The organism is Phenylobacterium sp., assembly GCF_020402505.1.
Taxonomy (GTDB): domain Bacteria; phylum Pseudomonadota; class Alphaproteobacteria; order Caulobacterales; family Caulobacteraceae; genus Phenylobacterium.
This window is the reverse complement of the sequence record NZ_JADBZL010000070.1, coordinates 1-2,851: the sequence shown is the minus strand read 5'-3', so window position 1 is coordinate 2,851 and position 2,851 is coordinate 1. Positions and strand designations below refer to the sequence as shown.

At 69.2% G+C, this 2,851-nt stretch carries 4 protein-coding genes; all 4 read right to left on the bottom strand.

Going from position 1 to position 2,851, the window contains the following annotated elements; all coding sequences use genetic code 11:
- Positions 1-145 precede the first annotated feature (145 nt).
- Positions 146-1,369 (bottom strand): acyl-CoA dehydrogenase family protein, encoded by a 1,224-nt coding sequence (locus IM632_RS05710; protein WP_296484595.1) that lies wholly within the window; start codon positions 1,367-1,369, stop codon positions 146-148.
- A gap of 15 nt (positions 1,370-1,384) precedes the next feature.
- Positions 1,385-1,672, bottom strand: coding sequence for a putative quinol monooxygenase (locus tag IM632_RS05705; protein WP_293516902.1), 288 nt, complete (start codon positions 1,670-1,672; stop codon positions 1,385-1,387).
- A 104-nt stretch (positions 1,673-1,776) separates the two neighbouring features.
- A complete protein-coding gene (locus IM632_RS05700) occupies positions 1,777-2,097 on the bottom strand; it encodes a hypothetical protein (protein WP_296484592.1) in 321 nt (106 codons plus the stop codon).
- 154 nt (positions 2,098-2,251) lie between these two features.
- A partial coding sequence (locus tag IM632_RS05695; protein WP_296522931.1) for a glycosyl hydrolase 108 family protein occupies positions 2,252-2,851 on the bottom strand: 600 nt, incomplete at its 5' end.

Sequence of the window (2,851 nt, the reverse complement as noted above, 5' to 3'; positions counted from 1 at the left end):
TCGCCCGCCTGCCGGACCCCGGCCTGCCGCGTATAGGTCACCCCGTCCCGGTCCGCCACGGCGGCCACCGCGCCCGCAATGCGGCCGGAAGCGACCGCCGCCTCCAGCGCCTTCTCGAAGCCTGCGTACACGCCCGCCTCCCGGGTCAGAGGCCAAGCACCATCTTGGCCATGATGTTGTGCTGGATCTCGTTTGACCCCGCATAGATCGAGGTCTTGCGGTAGTTGAAGTAGTGCGGCGCCAGGGTCGCGGCGTAGTCCGGGCCCGCCCGGGGCTCATTCCGCTCGCCGCGGATCTCGGCCCAGGTGTCGCGCACGAAGGGCGCGGCGTAGACGCCCGCCGCCTCGAGGGCCAACTCGGTGATCGCCTGCTGGGCCTGGCTGCCCTCCAGCTTGAACATGGAGGACACCGCCCCCAGGGTCTCGCCGGTCACCCGGGCGCCGAAAACCCGCAGCTCGGTGGCGTTCAGCGTGTCCACCTTGATCTGCATCTCGGCCAGCTTGCGCCGGAAGGCGGGGTCATGGACCAGCTTGCCGCCGCCGTCGGAGGCCTGCAGGGAGGCGATGCGCTTCACCTTCTCCAGCTGGTGGGTGAGACCCGGGGCGTAGGGATTGCCCCGCTCGAACTGCAGCAGGTACTTGGCGTAGGTCCAGCCCTGGCCCTCCTCGCCGATCCGGTTGGAGATCGGGACGCGGACGTTCTCGAAGAAGACCTGGTTGATCTCCTGCTCGCCCTCGGCGGGGCCGTCCAGGGTCGGCAGGGGCACAATCGAGATGCCGGGGGTCTTCATGTCCAGCAGCAGGAAGCTGATGCCCATCTGGCGGATGGCCTCGTTCGACGTCCGCACCAGGCAGAACATCCAGTCCGCCCACTGGGCGTAGGTGGTCCAGATCTTCGAGCCGTTCAGAACGTAGTGGTCGCCGTCCCGCTCGGCCTTGAGCGACAGGGAGGCCAGATCCGAGCCCGAGCCCGGCTCGGAATAGCCCTGGCACCACCAGACGTCGGTGGACAGGATCTTGGGTAGATGCTGGGCCTTCTGCTCCGGGGTGCCGAAGGCCATGACCACCGGGGCGCACATGGTCAGGCCCATGTTCGAGGTCGAGGGCGCACCGGCCAGGGCCATCTCCATCTCGAAGATGTACTTCCGGCTGTGGCTCCAGCCCGTGCCGCCGTACTCCTCCGGCCAGTCCGGGGCGATCCAGCCCTTGTCATGCAGCCGCTTGAGCCATCGGACCTGGCCGGCCTTGTCGATGTGGGCGTTCTTCGACTGGGCCATGCGTGCGCGCATGTCGTCGTCGAAGGCTTCTGCGATGAAGGCGCGAACCTCGTCACGGAAGGCGAGGTCTTCCTTGCTGAAGGCCAGGTCCATGGTCTTGTCTCCGTGTCAGACGCCGTCGAGGTACTCGATCTCAGGCCGGCCGCCCATGCAGGGACCCATCTTCGGGCCCGCCGCCTTGAAGTATTCCGTGCCGCCGTGGTGCTTCAGGGCCGCCTCGTCGGCATAGAGCTCCAGCACCTTGTAGACCTGCGGGTTCGAGCGGCTGCGGGTCAGCTGGTAGGCGTGGCAGCCGGGCTCGTTGGCCCGCACCTGCTTGGCCAGTTCGGTGAAGATGGCCTCGAACTCCGCGTTCTTGCCTTCCGCCACGGTCAGGGTCGCGATGACGCCGATCATTCCGTTTCCTCCGTTGGATTGAGGAGCGGACGGTAGAGGCGGCCCCTGCGGGCGGCAAGCCCCGCCGCAGCGTCACCTTCGGGGAATTCGATCCTGCGCCGGGCTCAGGGGGCGCGGGCGTCCGGGCCGTCGCCGTCGGACCAGCCGTAGGCGACCCACTGGTGGCCACCCACCCGACAGGCCTCGATCACGCCGTCGTCCCGCATCGGCCCGGCGGTCCGCCGCACCGGCTGCCGTCGAAGACGCCCGGTAACGGCCGCAAGGCCCAGGAGGGCGGTCCCGACGACGGCCACCACCACCACGGTCGCGGCGGCGAAGAGGGCCGCGACGGCGGCGAGCAGCAACCCCGCCACGGCCGCCAGGACGGCGAGCACGGCCTTGGGACCGCGAAGGGAAGGGCTGGATCTGAAGTCGACCCGGATCATCTCATCCTCTGCCAGGGCCGCCGACAAAATGTCGAACCGGCGCTTCAGAGCATGTTGTGCGGCGGTGCGCCGACGTCAACGGGAATCGGACCGGTTCCGCGCAGAAGGGGGGCCTGGAGGCCCGGGGCCGCGGCCACCGGACGCGGGGTCCATGTCACGCCCGCTCGGAAGCCCGGCGCTCCGGGAGGGCGTCGCTGCGCCCCCGCAAGCTCAGTCGCCCGGCGATCTCCGCCAGGCGTTCGTTCACGAAACGGGCCCGCAGGCCCACCGGATTCGACCAGATTGCAGCCCTCAGCACAGAGGGACGGAGGACGCCGTCGGGCGTCAGCCAAAGGGCGCGCTGCAGGGCCCGGATCGCCGGGACCGGACCGGTGCTGACGGCCATGTCGAAGACTTCAAGGGCCACAGCCGGCGGCAGGTGATCGCATCCGGTGGAGGTCCAGAACATCAACCGATAGATGGGTCGGGCCCGGTCAGGCGTCAGGCGTTCTTCCGGGGCGGGAGAAGGGTCCGCTCCATTGCCCGCTTCGGAAGGGGCGACAGATCGGCCCCGCGGATCCATCAGCAGCCCGCCTTCGCCCTCGACAAGGGCCTGGAAGGCTTCCTCGAAATCAGGATGAGGCCGTTCCACCCGCGGCGGGTTGCGCCGCACGGCGCGTTGGGTCGCCGACCTCGACCTGGCAGGTTCACCGCCCGTCGCGGCCTCCGTCACGTCGCTACATGCGACCCGTTCCATGTACATGCGGCGGCCCCT